The sequence below is a fragment of the Pseudomonas sp. EMN2 genome, assembly GCF_009650555.1.
Taxonomy (GTDB): domain Bacteria; phylum Pseudomonadota; class Gammaproteobacteria; order Pseudomonadales; family Pseudomonadaceae; genus Aquipseudomonas; species Aquipseudomonas sichuanensis.
Genome location: NZ_VZZR01000046.1, coordinates 14,171 through 29,604 on the forward strand (window position 1 = coordinate 14,171; position 15,434 = coordinate 29,604).

Below are 15,434 nucleotides of genomic sequence, written 5' to 3' on the forward strand. Positions count from 1 at the left end.
CCCATGTTCGGCATCAGTTTCAGCGAGCTGCTGCTCGTCGGCCTGGTCGCCCTGCTGGTGCTCGGCCCCGAGCGCCTGCCGGGCGCCGCGCGCACCGCGGGCCTGTGGATCGGCCGGCTCAAGCGCAGCTTCAACGCGATCAAGATGGAGGTCGAGCGTGAAATCGGCGCCGACGACATCCGCCGTCAGCTGCACAACGAGCACATCCTGCAGATGGAACAGGAAGCCAAGCGCATCCTCAATCCACTGGCACCGCCTGCCGCCCAACCCGGCACTGATGCATCCGCAGCCCCTGTAGCACCCGCCGCCGACGCAGCACCGACGCCACCTGCCGCTGCGCCGCAACCCTCCGAGCCGCCACCACCGCCGCGAGCCCCATGAGCGAAAATCCGGAAAACGACCAGCCGATGCCGCTGGTTTCGCACCTGACCGAGCTGCGCACCCGCCTGCTGCGATGCGTCGCCGCCATCTTCCTGATCTTCGCCGGGCTGTTCTCCTTCGCCCAGCAGATCTACACCCTGGTGTCGGCGCCGCTGCGCGCGCACCTGCCGGCCAACGCGACGATGATCGCCACCGACGTGGCCTCGCCGTTCCTCACGCCGTTCAAGCTGACCATGATCGTCTCGCTGTTCCTGGCGATCCCGTTCATCCTCCAGCAGATCTGGGGCTTCATCGCGCCTGGGCTGTACCGGCACGAGAAGCGCATCGCCATCCCGCTGCTGGTGTCGAGCATCTTCCTGTTCTACGCCGGCATGGCCTTCGCCTACTTCCTGGTGTTCCCGCTGATCTTCGGTTTCTTCGCCAGCGCCACCCCCGAGGGCGTGTCGATGATGACCGACATCGCCAGCTACCTCGACTTCGTGATGACCTTGTTCTTCGCCTTCGGCGTGGCCTTCGAGATCCCGGTGGCCGTGGTGCTGCTGGTATGGATCGGCGTGGTCGACGTGCAGTACCTGAAGAAGATCCGCCCGTACGTGATCATCGGCTGCTTCGTGGTCGGCATGGTCCTGACGCCGCCGGACATCTTCTCCCAGACCCTGCTGGCCGTGCCCATGTGGCTGCTGTTCGAGATCGGCGTGCTATGCGGCAGCCTGATCCGCAAGCGCAGCCACGAACGCGACGAACAGAACCAAGACCACAACGACCAACCGCCTGCGACCCAACCGTGAACCTGTTGCTTCTCGAAGAGGCCGACTTCGTGTCGGCCGACCGCGTCGTCCTCGCCGACCGCCGTTTCACCCACATGCAGGAGATCCACGGCGTGGCGGTGGGCGACAGCCTGCGCGTCGGGCGTATCAACGGTTTGATGGGCAAGGCCGAGGTGGTCCGCCTCGAAGGCCATGAAGCCGAGCTTCAGGTGGCCTTCGACCAGCCGCCACCGGCCAAGCTGCCGCTCACCCTGGTGCTGGCCGTGCCGCGGCCGAAAATGCTCCGCAGGTTGTTCCAGACCATCGCCACCATGGGCGTTGGGCGGCTGATCCTGGTCAACAGCTACAAGGTCGAGAAGAGTTTCTGGCAGACGCCTTTCCTTAACCCCGAGACGATCCGGGAAAACCTCATCCTGGGCCTGGAGCAGGCCCGCGATACGGTCTTGCCGGAAGTCATCATCGAAAAACGCTTCAAACCCTTCGTCGAGGACCGCCTGCCCGCCATCGCTGCCGGCACCCTCGGCCTGGTCGGCCACCCTGGCCCCTACCCGGCCTGCCCGCGCGGCGTGGAAGGCCCGGTAACCCTGGCGATCGGCCCCGAAGGCGGCTGGATCCCGTATGAAGTCGACCTGCTGCACAAGGCCGGCCTGGCGCCGGTGCAGCTGGGTGATCGCATCCTGCGGGTCGAAACGGCTGTGACTGCCCTGCTTTCGCGAATTTTCTGACAAACGGGTCAGCTTTTACCCATCAAGTTTCCCCAACGCACGCCGATGGCCTTGGCAACAAAACAATAATCCGCACTGCCATGCGCCGGGGAGTCGTCTATGTACCGTTGGTTTGCCCAGTCACTGGGGAATGTAAGCGTCAATCGCAAGTTGGGGATCGGCTTCGGCCTGGTGCTGCTGCTCACCCTGGGCATCACCTTCACCGGGTGGATGGGGATCGACGGCGTGACCAGCCGGGGCGACAAGCTCGGCAATATCTCGGTCATCCACCAGTACACCCAGGACCTGCGTATCGCTCGCCAGCACTATGAGCGCAACCGCGACGAGGCCTCGGTGGCCGAGCTGGATAAAGCCCTGGCCAACCTCGAGCGCCAGGTACAGCTGATGCTCGGCCAGATCGAGCTCCCCGCCGACCGTCAGCGCCTGGACCAGCAACAAGGCGCCGTACGCGAATACCAGCAGGCCTTCGCCGAGCTCAAGCAGGCCGGCCAACGCCGCGAAGCCAGCCGTGGCCTGTTGGGCGACAGCGCCGACAAGGCTGCCGCGCTGATCAGCAAGGTCCAGCAGCGCCTGCTGCAGGGCGGCGATATCCAGCAATACCAGCAAGCAGTGGAAACCAGCGCCTTGCTGCAGCAGGCGCGCTTCCAGGTGCGCGGCTACACCTACAGCGGCAAGGCCGAGTTCCAGCAGACCGCGCTCACCGCCATCGACCAGGCCATGGCCGTACTCAAGGCCCTGCCGGCCAAGCTCCCCGCCGAATACGCCGCCAGCCTCGACGATGCCGCCGAGGCCCTGGCCGCCTACCGTGACGCAGTGAACCAGTTCGGCAGCGCCCAGTCCGCCAGCGAACAGAACCTGCAGCGCATGGCCGCCCAAGGCCAGCTGCTGCTCAGCGCCAGCCAGGAAATGACCCTGTCGCAGACCAAAGTCCGCGACCAGGGCACCCAGCAAGCCAAGACCCTGCTCGCCGGCGCCACCGCCCTGGCGCTGCTGCTGGGTGTGCTGGCCGCCCTGGCCATTACCCGGCAGATCATCGTGCCCCTGCGCCAGACCCTGTCCGCTGCCGAGCGCGTGGCCAACGGCGACCTCAGCCAGGACCTGCAGGCCGACCGCCGCGACGAGCTGGGCCAGCTGCAGGCCAGCATGCAGCGCATGACCCAGGGCCTGCGCCAGCTGATCAGCGGCATCGGCGACGGCGTCACGCAGATCGCCAGCGCCGCCGAGGAGCTGTCGGCGGTGACCGAACAGACCAGCGCCGGGGTGAACAACCAGAAGGTCGAGACCGACCAGGTGGCCACCGCCATGAACGAGATGGCTGCCACCGTGCAGGAAGTCGCGCGCAATGCCGAACAGGCCTCGGAAGCGGCGCTGATGGCCGACCAGCAGGCCCGCGAAGGCGACAAGGTAGTGACCGAGGCGATCAACCAGATCGAGCGCCTGGCCCACGAAGTGGTGAACTCCAGCGAAGCGATGAACCAGCTCAAGGCTGAAAGCGACAAGATCGGCAGCGTGCTCGACGTGATCAAGTCGGTGGCGCAACAGACCAACCTGCTGGCGCTCAACGCGGCCATCGAAGCCGCCCGTGCCGGCGAGGCCGGGCGCGGTTTTGCCGTGGTCGCCGACGAGGTGCGCAGCCTGGCCCAGCGCACCCAGCAGTCGACCGAAGAGATCGAAGAGCTGATCGCCGGCCTGCAGAATGGCACCCAGCGCGTGGCCAGCGTGATGGACAGCAGCCGCAGCCTCACCGACAGCAGCGTCGAGCTGACCCGGCGTGCCGGCGGCTCGCTGGAAACCATCACCCGCACCGTCTCGTCGATCCAGGCGATGAACCAGCAGATCGCCACGGCTGCCGAGCAGCAGAGCGCGGTGGCCGAGGAGATCAACCGCAGCGTGATGAACGTACGCGATATCTCCGACCAGACCTCCGCCGCCAGTGAAGAGACCGCCAGCTCCAGTGTCGAGTTGGCGCGGCTGGGCACCCACCTGCAGGGTCTGGTCGCCAAGTTCAGGCTGTAACGCCCCCCGTCGTGGCCGGGCCCCTCGGGGTAAGCCGGCCACGACTTCTCCTATGCGTCGAAGGGAAACCTCCTACGCCATTCACAGGTACAGTCTTACGCTTTTCCGGCCGATGAGCAGGATGTCCACGCCCCGCCTGACGCAGGGCGCCCTCATCGCCGGAGACTCACCATGCTCGGACCGCTCAACCGCATGCTCGGCCACCTCAGCGTGCGCCTCAAGCTGGCCATGGGCTTTGCCCTGGTGCTGCTGCTCACCCTGCTGACCACCCTGACCGGCTGGCAGGCCCTGAGTGATGCCATCGACCGCTCGGAAAAGCTCACCCAGATCGCCCAACTCAACGATTTGGCCAAGGACCTGCGCGCCGAGCGCATCACGTTCCGCGTGCTCGAGGATGACCAGAGCCGCACGCAGCTTGGCAAGACGATCGACCAGCTCGAAGCCTTGATCGAAACCATGCGCCCGCGCTACCTGTCAGCGGAAAACGTGCGCCTGATCGCCGAAAAGCATGATCTGCTGGCACGCTACCGGGCCGACTTCGAAAAGCTCCAACAGAATGCGCTGACCCGCCGCCAGCAACGCGAAAGCCTGCTCGGCCGGGCCTCCGAGCTGGACCAGCAGATCAGTGCCCTGCAGGGCCAACTGATCAGCCGCTTGAGCCAGTTGGACCAGCCGGCCGCCCAGGGGCGGGCGCTCAACCTGATCGAGGCACTCGGCCGGCATGTGGAAATGGCCGGCCAACGCGCCGCCGTACCCGCCTACTTCAGCGAACCACTGCAAGGCTTTGCCGAGGTCGGCCAACCCGCCCTGAACGCAGCCCAAGCCACTCTCGGTGAGCTCGATCAGTTGCTCCAGGGCCTTGGCCTGGACACTCGCGTCGCCGCCCCTGTCGCCGCAGGCCTGGCCCGCTATCGCGAGCAGTTGGGCCAGTATGCAGCCGCGGCGATCGCCGTTGAGTTGCTGCAGAACAACATGGAGCAGCTGGGCAACCAGATCACCAGCAGCAGCCGCGAACTCAGCGACAACCAGATCGCCCTGCGCGACGAACAGGCGCTGGCGTCACTGAGCCTGATGACCAGCGTCGCCCTGCTCGCCCTGCTGATCGGCAGCCTTGCGGCCTGGCTGATCAGCCAGCAGATCACCGCGCCGCTGAAACAGACCTTGCGTCAGGCCGAACGTATCGCCAAGGGCGACTTGAGCCAGATAGACGATGTCACCCGCAACGACGACCTTGGGCAACTGCAGGGCAGCATGCGCACCATGACCCTGAGCCTGCGTGAGCTGCTGGGCGGTATCGACCATGGCGTCACCCGCTTGTCGCAAGCGGTGGACGAATTGGCGACGGTCAGCGAGCAAACCCAGCACCGGGTCGGCCAGCAGAAAGAAGAGACCGACCAGGTGGCCACGGCGATGAACCAGATGAGCGCTACGGTGCAGGAAGTGGCACAGAACGCCGAACAGGCGTCGCAGGCCGCAACCACCGCCGATCATCAGGCGCAGCTGGGCGACCAGGTGGTGGCCCAGGCCATCGAACGCATCGAGCAGCTCGCCGGGCAGATGGAGCACTGCCAGCAGGCCATGGCCCACTTGGCAGAAGAAAGCCAACGCATCGGCTCGATCCTCGACGTGATCAAGTCGGTGTCCGAGCAGACCAACCTGCTGGCGCTCAACGCCGCCATCGAAGCCGCGCGTGCCGGCGAGGCAGGACGCGGCTTTGCGGTGGTCGCCGACGAAGTGCGTGGCCTGGCCCAACGCACCCAGCAGTCGACCGAAGAGATCGAGCAACTGATCGGCAACCTGCACAGCGGCACCGAGCAGGTCATGGGGTTGCTCGACGACAGCAAACGCCTCACCGGGCAGAGCGTCGAGCTCAGCCGCAAGGCCGGTGAAGCGCTCGGGCAGATCACCGCGACCGTCTCGACCATCCAGGGCATGAACCAGCAGATCGCCACGGCCAGCGAAGAGCAGAGCGTGGTGGCCGAACAGATCAACCGCAGCGTGATGAACGTGCGCGACGTGTCGGACCAGACCAGCACGGCCAGCGAGCAAACGGCGGCGTCCAGCGTCGAGTTGGGGCAGTTGGGGCGGGAATTGCGGGGGATGGTGGGGCGGTTCAGCTTGTAACGCAGGCAAGCTCGTGGGAGCGGCGGTGTGCCGCTGCGACTTGGTCCGCGATCAGACCAGCATTACCTGCTGGACCCATCGCGGGGCAAGCCCGCTCCCACGTGAACTCCTGCGCTTATAGCACTTGGCGCAGGAAGGCTTGTGCCCGCGGATCCTTCGGCGCGTCGAAGAACTGCCCGGGCGGCGAATCCTCCAGCAGCTTGCCATGATCGAAGAACAGCACCCGGTCGGCCACTTCACGGGCGAAGCCCATTTCGTGGGTCACGCAGACCATGGTCATGCCTTCTTGCGCGAGGGTCTTCATCACGTCCAGCACCTCGCCGACCATTTCCGGGTCGAGCGCCGAGGTCGGTTCGTCGAACAGCATCACCTTGGGCTCCATCGCCAGGGCACGGGCAATCGCCACGCGCTGCTGCTGGCCACCGGACAGGCGCGACGGGTACTCGTTGGCCTTCTGCGAAATGCCAACCTTCTGCAACAACGCCAGGGCCTTGGCTTCACGCTCGGCCTTGCCGCGCTTGCGCACCACCTTCTGCGCCAGGCACAGGTTTTCCAGCACAGTCATGTGCGGGAACAGGTTGAAGTGCTGGAACACCATGCCGACTTCGCGGCGGTAGGCGTTGATGTCGGTTTTCGGGTCGGCCAGTTGCAGGCCGTCGATGGCGACATGGCCCTGGTCGAAATGCTCCAGGCCGTTGAGGCAGCGCAGGAAGGTCGACTTGCCCGAACCGGACGGGCCGAGCACCACCACCACTTCGCCCTTGGCGACCTGGGTGGTGACGTTGTCCACCGCGCGCACCACCTGGCCACGGGTGTCGAAGACTTTCAGCAGGTCACGGACTTCAATCACTTTGCGCAAGCCTCCGCTCGAGCCGGCTGGCGATGTGCGACAGCGGCAGGTTGATCAGCAGGTACAGGCCTGCCACGCAGAACCAGATCTCGAAGGTCGAGAACGACGTGGTAATGGCTTCGCGACCGCTCTTGGTCAGTTCGGTGATGGCGATCACCGACACCAGCGAGGTGTCCTTGACCAGGCTGATGAACTGCCCAGCCAGCGGCGGCAGCACACGCTTGAACGCCTGCGGCAGGATCACGTGGCGCATCGACTGGGCGCCGTTGAGGCCCAGCGAGCGTGCCGCCTCGTTCTGGCCCTTGGCGATCGACTGCACGCCGGCACGGACGATCTCGGCCACATAGGCGCCGGTGAACAGCGCCAGCGCCGCTACCCCGGCGAACTCGCGGCTCAGGTTGAGCACGGTGCCGATGAAGAAGTAGAAGATGAAGATCTGTACCAGCAACGGCGTGCCGCGCACCAGCTCGACGTAGACCGTGGACAGGTCACGCAGGGTCGGGTTGTTCGACAGCCGGCACAGCCCGGCAAACAAACCGATCACCAGGCCCAGGGCGCCGGAAACCACCGACAGCCACAGCGTGGTCCACAGGCCCCAGGCCAGGGGGCCGGCGGCCCAATGGCGGGTGACACCGATGGCATCGCCTTCGGCGACGTCGTCGCCACGGGCCAGCAGCATGCTGTCCTTGGCCACTTCGACTACTTGGGTATCGCCGCTTTCATCCTTCAGGGTGACCCGGGCGTTGTCGCCGGACACCACGATTTCCTCGACCGTGCCTGGGTTGGCGGCACGCTGGGTTTCCTCGGCCTTGTAGGCAAAGTATTGCGGAACGCGGTTCCAGCGCCACTCATAGGAAATCATCGAGGTGGCCAGGTACAGGCTGAACGCCAGGCCCACCAGGACCAGCGCGGTCAGCCCATGCCAGGGCCACTGTGCTTTCTTGTGTTTGATCACGTGGGGTACTTCCGTAAATGCGAAACGCGCTAGGTGGGCTTCTGAGATGGCCAGTGAGGTTGCGTAGACTTCTTCGCGGGTAAACCCACTCCCACAGGGTTTGGCGATACCTGTGGGAGCGGGTTTACCCGCGAAGAGGCCGTCGAATACAGCCGCTATCCTCGACCAACCACCCTCAGCGCCACCTGCGCGTCGGGGTCAAAGCCTGGGCTTGTGGCCTGGGCCTTATTCCATTTCCTTCAGCCAGTCCTTGTTCTTGAACCACTTGTCGTGGATACGATCGTAGGTCCCGTCATGCTTGATCTGGTGCAGGAAGTTGTTGATGAAGTTGATGCTGTCGTAGTCGCCTTTCTTCAGGCCGAAGGCCAGCGGCTCGTAGGTGAAGGGTTCTTCGAGGAACAGCAGCTTGCCGGCGCCGGCCTTCTCCACCGCCACCACGTTGTACGGCGCGTCATAGACGAAGGCGTCAGCCTTGCCGTTGACCACGTCCATCACCGCTTCCTGCTCGTTGTCGTAGCCGTGGTACTTGGCTTTGCCGATCAGCTTCTTGGAAACCATCTCGCCGGTGGTACCGAGCTTGGAGGTGATGCGGTACTTCTCGTTGTTCAGGTCTTTGTACGACTTGATCTCGCCCGCCAGTTCCTTGCGGATCAGCAGGGTCTGGCCGACCACGATGAAGGGTTCGCTGAAGTTCAGGCGCAGGTTGCGCTCTTGGGTGAGGGTCATGCCGCTGCCGATGAAGTCGAACTTGTCGGTGAGCAGGGCCGGGATGATGCCGTCATAGGCGGTGGAGACGGTCTCCAGCTTGACGCCCATGGACTTGGCCATGGCCTTGAGGATGTCGACTTCGAAGCCGATGATCTCGCCGCGCTTGTTGGTCATCTCGAACGGCATGTAGGTCGGGTCCATGCCGACCCGCAGGGTGCCGCGCTTGACCGCGTCGTCGATGGCGCCGGCCTGGGCGGCGGTTACCGCGATGAGGGCGGTGGCACCGACCAGCAGTCGCGACAGGTATTTCTTCATCATCACCAAGTCCCCTAGCAAGAAGTACGCAAATTTCTTTTTGTAGGCACGGCCTGACAGGCCGATGCGTAATGTCGCGTAGGATGCTAACGCATGCGCGGGCTGGGACCTAGCGCTCGGGGGGACTTTGTTGGCCAAAATCGACCTGAAAAGCATCGCGGGGCAAGCCCGCTCCCACGAGGTTAGCGTGGGAGCGGGCTTGCCCCGCGATGGTGTTGCAGCGAATCAAGCCAGGGCTGGCTGTGCCTGGTTCTCCGGATGCAACGGCAGCAACGGCGAGTGCGGGTCGTTGTCGATCGACGCACGCCACACATCGATCCACGCCGCGTTGTGCTCGGCCCAGACCTGCCCGTGCAGGCGCGACAGCGCCACCGGGTCGCTCAGCAAGGCCAGGCGGGTGTTGCCGTCCAGGCCTTTGGGGCCCACTTCCAGCGCCTTGGCCACGCGCTCGTCACGCAGGCTTTCGATCGCCGCGGACTGACCATGGCGCGCAGTGGCCATGGCGCAGGCCAGGGCGTTCTGGCGCGGGTCGACCACGGCGCGGACGAAGCCGTCGTGCAGGGCGTGCCAGCGGTTTTCGTGGGTGTACTGGTCGGTGGCCAGCAGCTCCTGCGGCGTGGCGTACTCCTCGGGGATGAGGAACAGCTTCTCGTCCTTGGCCGCCAGGCCCAGGCGCGTGCGGCTGGAGATCACCGACACCGGGATCGACAGCAACAGCGAGCCAACGATAGGCGCCAGCCACCACAGGAAGCTCGGGTTCAGCCAGGCCACCAGGGCGGCCCAGGCAAAGCCCAGCAGGGTCTGCGGGCCATGGCGACGCACCGCTTCGCTCCACGGCGTGGAGTCGTCGTCACGCTGCGGCGAGTTCCAGGTCGCGGCCCAGCCGAGGAACGCGGCCAGTACGAAACGGGTGTGGAAGATCATCCGCACCGGCGCCAGCAGCATGGAGAACAGCATCTCCATCAGCATCGACAGGGTGACCTTGATGCGCCCGCCGAACTCGGTGGCGCCCTTGGCCCAGATCAGGATGACGCTGAGCAGCTTGGGCAGGAACAGCAGCACGATGGTGGTGGAGAACAGCGCGATGGCTTTCTCCGGGTGCCACTGCGGCCAGAGCGGGTAGAGCTGGAACGGCTCGATGAAGTACTGCGGCTCCATCAGGGTGTTGGTCGCCAGCAATGCGGTCGACAGCACCAGGAAAAGGAACCACAGCGGTGCCGACAGGTACGACATCACCCCGGTGAGGAACACCGCACGGTGCACCGGGTGCATGCCCTTGACCAGGAACAGGCGGAAGTTCATCAGGTTGCCGTGGCACCAGCGGCGGTCACGCTTGAGCTCGTCGAGCAGGTTCGGCGGCAATTCTTCGTAACTGCCCGGCAGGTCGTAGGCAATCCACACGCCCCAGCCGGCACGGCGCATCAGAGCGGCTTCGACGAAGTCGTGGGAGAGGATGGCCCCTGCGAAGGCGCCCTTGCCGGGCAACGGCGCCAGGGCGCAGTGCTCGATGAACGGCTTCATGCGGATGATCGCGTTATGGCCCCAGTAGTGCGACTCGCCCAACTGCCAGAAGTGCAGGCCGGCGGTGAACAGCGGGCCATACACGCGGGTGGCGAACTGCTGCATGCGCGCATACAGGGTGTCCATGCCCGAGGCTTTCGGCCCGGTCTGGATGATGCCGGCGTCCGGGTTGGCCTCCATCAGGCGCACCAGGCTGCTCAGGCACTCGCCGCTCATGACGCTGTCGGCGTCGAGCACGACCATGTACTTGTACTCGCCACCCCAGCGACGGCAGAAGTCATCGAGGTTGCCGCTCTTGCGCTTCACCCGGCGACGGCGACGGCGGTAGAAGATGCGGCCGAAGCCCTTGGCTTCACGGCACACGTCCAGCCAGGCCTGCTGTTCGGCCACGGCGATGTCGGTGTCGTTGGTGTCGCTGAGCACGAAGAAGTCGAAGCGGTCGAGGTTGCCGCTGGCAGCCACCGACTCGAAGGTGGCGCGCAGGCCGGCGAACACCCGTGGCACGTCTTCGTTGCAGATCGGCATCACCAGCGCGGTACGCGCCTCGGCGGGGATCGGCTCGTTGCCGGCACTGCTGCCGGAAATACGGTACTTGTCACGCCCGGTGAGCAGCTCGAGGAAGCCCATCAACGCGGTCCAGAAGCCCGCCGACACCCAGCAGAACAGGATGCCGAAGAGAATCAGGATGGAAGTCTGCAACGCATAGGGCCACACCTGTACCACGGTGTCCCACAGCGGCTGGTGCAGCACTTCCTCGAGGTCGACGAACGACCAGCCCTGGTACGGCAGGATGCCCTTCATGTACCAGCCGGCGACGATGGTCTGGCCGATCATCAGGGTCAGCAGGATATAGCGGCGGATCGAACCGACCGTGCGCCAGCGCGCCGGCGGCAGTTCGCGCTTGGGCGGCTGCGGGGCGTTGGTGCGGCCGGTCATGCGCCGCCACATGCGGATCAGCACATTGGTGCGCCACGGCTCGGGCACGACCTTGGTGCGCTTGATCGGCGGGGCGATCTTCAGGCACAGCCGCCCGCTGCCGTCGACGCCGAGCATCTCGGCCTCTTCCAGCTCGGCGGCGCTGCCTACGGTAAGGCGTGAACCCACCGAGGCCTGCACGGCCTCGGCGGTGCCGGCGGCCGGGTTGGCCGCCAGACGTTGGTGCAGCTCGTTGAACGAGGTGCAGCTGGCGAGTTCCGCGCGCTGCTCGTCGCTCAGAGGGAGGTGGGCCAGGTATTCGCCAAGCGATTCCGGCCTTGCGCTTGAGTTACTCATCGGCAGGCAACTGATAGCTCCAGGTCTCGGTCAGCACTTTTTCGGTGGTGGCCGGGGTACCGGTGGTGGATGCCGCGTCGGCGGCGGGTTGCTCGGCCTTGGCTTTCTCGGCCTTGGCCTGGGCGTGCTTGGCCGCAGCCTTGTCCTGCTTGGTTTCCTTGGCGGGCTTCGGTTGCTCGACCGGAACGTCACGCAGCAGCGCGGCGCGCATCTCGGTGGACTTCTTCGGATCCTGCACCTTCAGGCGCAGGGTGAGACGCCAGCCTTTGGTCTCGGGGTTGTAACGCAGGTTGTTCTCGACCACTTCGGCGTTGTCGCCGACGCTGACCTGGCTGCGCAGGGCGGTGTCTGCCGGCAGTGCCGCCAGGTTCGGACCGACGAAATCGACCAGCAGGGCGACGCTGCCGTCGGTCTGGCGGATCAGGTTGGACTGCTTGACGTCACCGGCCGAGCGCAGGGTCTGCTTGACCCAGCCCAGTTCCTGGGAGTGCAGCTGGTCTTCCTTGATGGTCCAGCGCAGGCGGTAGTCGTATTCGAACGGCTTGCCTGGCTCAGGCAGGGTTTCCGGGCTCCAGAACGCAACGATGTTGTCGTTGGTTTCGTCGGCGGTCGGGATCTCGACCAGGTCGACGGTGCCTTTGCCCCAGTCGCCTTTAGGCTCGATCCAGGCGCTCGGACGCTTCTCGTATTCGTCGTCGAGGTCTTCGTAGTCGCTGAAGTCGCGCTGGCGCTGCAGCAGGCCGAAACCACGCGGGTTCTCGACGCTGAAGTTGCTCACGGCCAGGTGTTTCGGGTTGTTCAGCGGGCGCCACAGCCACTCGCCGTTGCCGGCATGGATCGCCAGGCCTTCGGAGTCGTGCAGGGCCGGGCGGTAGTTCATGATCTTCGACGGCTGGTTGGGGCCGAACAGGTACATGCTGGTCAGCGGGGCAACGCCCAGGCGGCTGACGTGGTCACGCAGGTAGACGCGCGACTTGACGTCGACCACGGTGTCTTCACCCGGACGCAGGGTGAGCTTGTAGGCACCGGTGGAGCGTGGCGAGTCGAGCAGTGCGTAGATCACCAGGTGCTTGTCGGTCGGCTTCGGCTTCTCGATCCAGAACTCGGTGAAGCGCGGGAATTCCTCGCCCGACGGCAACGCGGTGTCGATGGCCAGGCCACGGGCCGACAGGCCGTAGCGGTGACCTTTGCCGACCACGCGGAAATAGCTGGCGCCCAGCAGGGTCATGATTTCGTCCTGCTTGTCGGCCTTGTTGATCGGGTAGAGCACCCGGAAGCCGGCGTAGCCGAGGTTCTTGGTGGCCTCGGGGTCATGCGGCACGTCGCCGAACTCGAAGCGGCTCGGGTCGTACTTGATCTCTTCGACCTTCTTGGCGCTGATCTGGTTGATCTTGACCGGCGTGTCGAAGTGCATGCCCTGGTGGTAGAACGAGAGCTTGAACGGCGTCTTGTCCTTGGCCCACTCGGCTTTTTCCTGCAGGAAGCGGATCTTCTGGTAGTCGGCGTACTTCATGTCGCGGAACACCGGCGGCAAGTTGCTCTTCGGTGCTTCGTACTTCTGGCCGGCCAGATCCTTTGCCTTGGCTGCAACATCATCCAGATTGAATGCCCACAACTGGCCCGCGCTCATCAGGCCGACCAGCGCGACGCCGGCGAGCATCGCCTTGCGCAGCCGAGTGCTGGGGATTCTTGGTGCAAAACTGGGGCTTACAATCACGAGCAATCCTCGCCGAAAACAGATCATGAAACCAACGGCCAGCGACCAATGCCGGGTTGGCGAGCACTGTTCGGACCCCGTGAGGGCGTAATGATTCCCCAAACGGATCCAGACAATACTCGTGTCAAAGTGAAACGAACCTGCGAACGCAGGTTCAAGCAGCGCGCGATTATCCAGCAGGTCGCGTTACAACGCATCAGGCTGAACAAACTATTTATCGTACAAAACCCCTTGTTTTCCTACAAACAAGGGGTTTTTTGACCTCATATTTGTAACATAAATGTTACCGGGCCATCATTCACCAGATGCACCTGCATGTCTGCACCGAAGCGACCGCTGGCCACCTCGGGGTGCTGGCGCTGTGCCTGCTGCAAAAGATAGTCGAAAAGCTCGGCGCCGAGGGCCGGCGGCGCGGCGGTCGAAAAGCTCGGGCGCATGCCATTGCGGGTATCGGCCGCGAGGGTGAACTGCGACACCAGCAGCAAGCCGCCGCCGACATCCTTGAGCGAGCGGTTCATCTTGCCCTGCTCGTCACTGAATACCCGGTAGTTAAGCAGCTTGTGCAACAGCTTGTCGGCCAGCTCGGGCGAATCTTCAGGCTCGACCGCGACCAGCGCCAGCAGGCCCTGGTCGATGGCGCCGACGATCTCGCCGGCCACTTCGACCCGCGCGCCACGCACACGCTGGATCAACGCCTTCATGCTTCTTCCAGGGGCAGGTCGAGCAGGCGTCGGGCCATCTGGTCGGCGGCACGCACCAGGGCATCGGTAATGCCGGGCTCCGAGGCGGCGTGGCCGGCATCGCGGATCACCTTGAGCTCGCTGTTGGGCCAGGCCTGGTGCAGCTCCCAGGCGTTGTCCAGCGGGCAGATCACGTCATAGCGGCCATGCACGATCACTGCCGGCAGGTGGGCGATCTTCGGGATGTCGCGGATCAGCTGATTTTCTTCGAGGAAGGCGTTGTTGGTGAAATAGTGGCATTCGATACGGGCGATCGACAGCGCGCGCTGCGGCTCGGAGAAGCGGTCGACCACCAGCGGGTTCGGGCGCAGCGTCGCGGTGCGGCCCTCCCAGGTCGACCAGGCCTTGGCGGCGTGCATCTGGGCGATCTGGTCGTTGCCGGTGAGGCGCTTGTGGAAAGCCTTTACCAGATCGCCGCGTTCTTCCGGCGGGATCGGCGCGATGTAGTCCTGCCAGTAGTCGGGGAACAGGCGGCTGGCGCCTTCCTGGTAGAACCAGCTGATTTCCTGCGGGCGGCACAGGAAGATGCCACGCAGGATCAGGCCGTGTACGCGCTCGGGGTGGGTCTGGGCGTAGGCCAGGGCCAGGGTCGAGCCCCAGGAGCCGCCGAACAGCACCCATTTGTCGATGCCCAAATGCTCGCGGATACGCTCGAGGTCTTCGACCAGGTGCCAGGTGGTGTTGTTCTCCAGGCTCGCGTGGGGCGTGGAGCGGCCACAGCCGCGCTGGTCGAAGGTGATGATGCGGTACAGGTTGGGGTCGAAGTAGCAGCGGCTCTGGGCATCGCAACCGGCGCCCGGGCCGCCGTGGATGAACACCACCGGCAGACCTTCCGGCGAGCCGCTTTCATCGACATACAGCACATGCGGCGCTTCCACGGCCAGATCGTGCCGGGCGTAGGGTTTGATCTGCGGGTAGAGGGTCTGCATTGCGCACTCCGTGTGAGGAATTATTCTGCCGTTGGGCATCATAAACCTGAATTGCGCGCAGAGCATGTGTCCGTGTGAAACGTCGGGGTTTTGGGGGTGCTGGTGATGGGGGGATGCCTGGGTGGGCATGGCTTGATATTGCGTCAGGGCTGCTAGGTGTTCGACAAGGGATCTTCAGCGCCCTCGAGATCGAGCGCCGCCCGCGCGGCGCTTCGCGGGTAAACCCGCTCCCACAGTTTGTTTCGGGCCAGTCTTTCCAGTGCCATCACCTGGTCCGCCTTGTTGGTACGACTCAGTTTCAGTGCGGGCGTTGCCGCCGCCCCGCATGGCTCAAGACATGCACCAAGGCAGGCGCCGGTACTTTCACAGGAATAATTGGCCCGAAACAAACTGTGGGAGCGGGTTTACCCGCGA

At 64.7% G+C, this 15,434-nt stretch carries 12 protein-coding genes; 5 read left to right on the forward strand and 7 right to left on the reverse strand.

The window, feature by feature from the left end; translation table 11 throughout:
• Nucleotides 1–3 precede the first annotated feature (3 nt).
• The 5 genes from tatB to F6X61_RS14925 all read left to right on the forward strand — a co-directional run bounded on the left by tatB (nucleotide 4) and on the right by F6X61_RS14925 (nucleotide 6,013).
• Complete coding sequence (gene tatB, locus F6X61_RS14905; protein WP_153787261.1) at nucleotides 4–381, forward strand: Sec-independent protein translocase protein TatB; 378 nt, start codon at nucleotides 4–6, stop codon at nucleotides 379–381.
• Nucleotides 378–1,169 (forward strand): twin-arginine translocase subunit TatC, encoded by a 792-nt coding sequence (gene tatC, locus F6X61_RS14910; protein WP_153787262.1) that lies wholly within the window; start codon nucleotides 378–380, stop codon nucleotides 1,167–1,169. Before tatB ends, tatC begins: the two co-directional genes overlap by 4 nt.
• Nucleotides 1,166–1,873 carry a 16S rRNA (uracil(1498)-N(3))-methyltransferase gene (locus tag F6X61_RS14915; RefSeq protein ID WP_153787263.1) on the forward strand — a complete coding sequence of 236 codons (708 nt, stop codon included), beginning with the start codon at nucleotides 1,166–1,168 and terminating at the stop codon, nucleotides 1,871–1,873. The genes tatC and F6X61_RS14915 overlap by 4 nt, the downstream gene beginning before the upstream one ends.
• Nucleotides 1,874–1,972: 99 nt before the next feature.
• The gene (locus tag F6X61_RS14920) at nucleotides 1,973–3,889 is read left to right on the forward strand and encodes a methyl-accepting chemotaxis protein (RefSeq protein WP_153787264.1); all 1,917 of its coding nucleotides are present in this window, start codon (nucleotides 1,973–1,975) and stop codon (nucleotides 3,887–3,889) included.
• A gap of 171 nt (nucleotides 3,890–4,060) precedes the next feature.
• Complete coding sequence (locus tag F6X61_RS14925) at nucleotides 4,061–6,013, forward strand: methyl-accepting chemotaxis protein (RefSeq protein ID WP_153787265.1); 1,953 nt, start codon at nucleotides 4,061–4,063, stop codon at nucleotides 6,011–6,013.
• Between the two features lie 115 nt (nucleotides 6,014–6,128).
• On the opposite strand, the gene F6X61_RS14930 is transcribed toward F6X61_RS14925, so the two are convergent.
• The 7 genes from F6X61_RS14930 to pip all read right to left on the reverse strand — a co-directional run bounded on the left by F6X61_RS14930 (nucleotide 6,129) and on the right by pip (nucleotide 15,020).
• Nucleotides 6,129–6,863 (reverse strand): amino acid ABC transporter ATP-binding protein, encoded by a 735-nt coding sequence (locus F6X61_RS14930; RefSeq protein ID WP_153787270.1) that lies wholly within the window; start codon nucleotides 6,861–6,863, stop codon nucleotides 6,129–6,131.
• A complete protein-coding gene (locus F6X61_RS14935) occupies nucleotides 6,856–7,818 on the reverse strand; it encodes an amino acid ABC transporter permease (protein ID WP_153787266.1) in 963 nt (320 codons plus the stop codon). The genes F6X61_RS14930 and F6X61_RS14935 overlap by 8 nt, the downstream gene beginning before the upstream one ends.
• 225 nt (nucleotides 7,819–8,043) lie before the next feature.
• Entirely contained in the window at nucleotides 8,044–8,841 is a 798-nt protein-coding gene (locus tag F6X61_RS14940; protein ID WP_167409836.1) for a transporter substrate-binding domain-containing protein, read from the reverse strand.
• Nucleotides 8,842–9,066: 225 nt separating this feature from the next.
• The gene (gene mdoH / locus F6X61_RS14945) at nucleotides 9,067–11,634 is read right to left on the reverse strand and encodes a glucans biosynthesis glucosyltransferase MdoH (RefSeq protein ID WP_153787267.1); all 2,568 of its coding nucleotides are present in this window, start codon (nucleotides 11,632–11,634) and stop codon (nucleotides 9,067–9,069) included.
• A complete protein-coding gene (locus tag F6X61_RS14950) occupies nucleotides 11,627–13,351 on the reverse strand; it encodes a glucan biosynthesis protein G (RefSeq protein WP_218575541.1) in 1,725 nt (574 codons plus the stop codon). The genes mdoH and F6X61_RS14950 overlap by 8 nt, the downstream gene beginning before the upstream one ends.
• 263 nt (nucleotides 13,352–13,614) lie before the next feature.
• Nucleotides 13,615–14,052 (reverse strand): D-aminoacyl-tRNA deacylase, encoded by a 438-nt coding sequence (gene dtd / locus F6X61_RS14955; RefSeq protein ID WP_153787268.1) that lies wholly within the window; start codon nucleotides 14,050–14,052, stop codon nucleotides 13,615–13,617.
• Nucleotides 14,049–15,020, reverse strand: coding sequence for a prolyl aminopeptidase (gene pip / locus F6X61_RS14960; protein ID WP_153787269.1), 972 nt, complete (start codon nucleotides 15,018–15,020; stop codon nucleotides 14,049–14,051). Before pip ends, dtd begins: the two co-directional genes overlap by 4 nt.
• Between the last annotated feature and the right edge of the window lie 414 nt (nucleotides 15,021–15,434).

Bases quoted from the DNA above. Each gene is read 5' to 3' on its own strand.
- F6X61_RS14940 (WP_167409836.1), bottom strand. From the start codon at position 8,841: ATGAAGAAATACCTGTCGCGACTGCTGGTCGGTGCCACCGCCCTCATC.
- dtd (WP_153787268.1), bottom strand. From the start codon at position 14,052: ATGAAGGCGTTGATCCAGCGTGTGCGTGGCGCGCGGGTCGAAGTGGCC.
- F6X61_RS14925 (WP_153787265.1), top strand. From the start codon at position 4,061: ATGCTCGGACCGCTCAACCGCATGCTCGGCCACCTCAGCGTGCGCCTC.
- pip (WP_153787269.1), bottom strand. From the start codon at position 15,020: ATGCAGACCCTCTACCCGCAGATCAAACCCTACGCCCGGCACGATCTG.
- tatB (WP_153787261.1), top strand. From the start codon at position 4: ATGTTCGGCATCAGTTTCAGCGAGCTGCTGCTCGTCGGCCTGGTCGCC.
- F6X61_RS14920 (WP_153787264.1), top strand. From the start codon at position 1,973: ATGTACCGTTGGTTTGCCCAGTCACTGGGGAATGTAAGCGTCAATCGC.
- mdoH (WP_153787267.1), bottom strand. From the start codon at position 11,634: ATGAGTAACTCAAGCGCAAGGCCGGAATCGCTTGGCGAATACCTGGCC.
- tatC (WP_153787262.1), top strand. From the start codon at position 378: ATGAGCGAAAATCCGGAAAACGACCAGCCGATGCCGCTGGTTTCGCAC.